The sequence below is a fragment of the Bradyrhizobium sp. CCBAU 11361 genome (assembly GCF_028128935.1).
In the GTDB taxonomy this organism is placed as follows: Bacteria; Pseudomonadota; Alphaproteobacteria; order Rhizobiales; family Xanthobacteraceae; genus Bradyrhizobium; species Bradyrhizobium niftali.
Genome location: NZ_LBJZ01000073.1, coordinates 1 through 724 on the forward strand (window position 1 = coordinate 1; position 724 = coordinate 724).

Genomic DNA, 724 nt, shown 5'->3' on the forward strand with positions numbered 1-724 from the left:
CCGCAAAACTTCCTCGGCTTCGTCCAGCTCGCTTGCCTGCTGATCCTGTTTCGACAATTTTGAGATAGGTTCTAGTCGATCGCGCGGATTGTCACTGCGCCGTTGCGCGAAGTTCAAGACACGTTTCGAGACCTCGCGATCAGGGTGCGCGCTCGCGCGCTCAACATTGCGCTGGCTAGCGGAAGTCGAGATCCCTTGCGGACGCCCAAATCGTGTGTGGCCGCAAGCCCAATCAGCCTCGAGCCGGGATACAAGCAGACTTGGCGGCGCAATCAAAGTTGAAGCGAGCGCTCTGAGCTGCTGCCGGTTTGATGGACACCGAGATTGGGTGTCTTATCAAGCCGGAGGTTGGTCATGCAGAGACGGAAGTTCAGCCGAGAGTTCAAGATCGAAGCGGTCAAGCTTGTCAGGGAGCGCGGGGTGTCCGTGGCGCAAGCCGGCCGCGACCTGGGGGTTCATGAGAACGTACTGCGCAAATGGGTGAAGGAGTTCGGCTCTGACCCGGTGCAGGCCTTTCCCGGCCATGGGCAGATGAAGCCCGAGCAGCAAGAGATCGAGCGGCTGCGCCGCGAGGTCGCCAAGCTGAAGGCCGAGCGGGATATCCTAAAAAACCGTCCAGCGGCGTGGCGCGCCTGTGCGGGGTAGAAACACCTTGTGCTATTTTTGTCGCTTGGAGGGTAGCGGCCGTCAGCTTATTGGAGGCACTGTCCCCGTTAAAAAACGC

The 724-nt window shown here is 59.7% G+C and carries 1 pseudogene; it reads left to right on the forward strand.

Going from position 1 to position 724, the window contains the following annotated elements:
* Positions 1 to 354: 354 nt before the first annotated feature.
* A pseudogene (locus XI08_RS09895) lies at positions 355 to 609 on the forward strand (transposase); the annotation flags it as partial.
* Between the last annotated feature and the right edge of the window lie 115 nt (positions 610 to 724).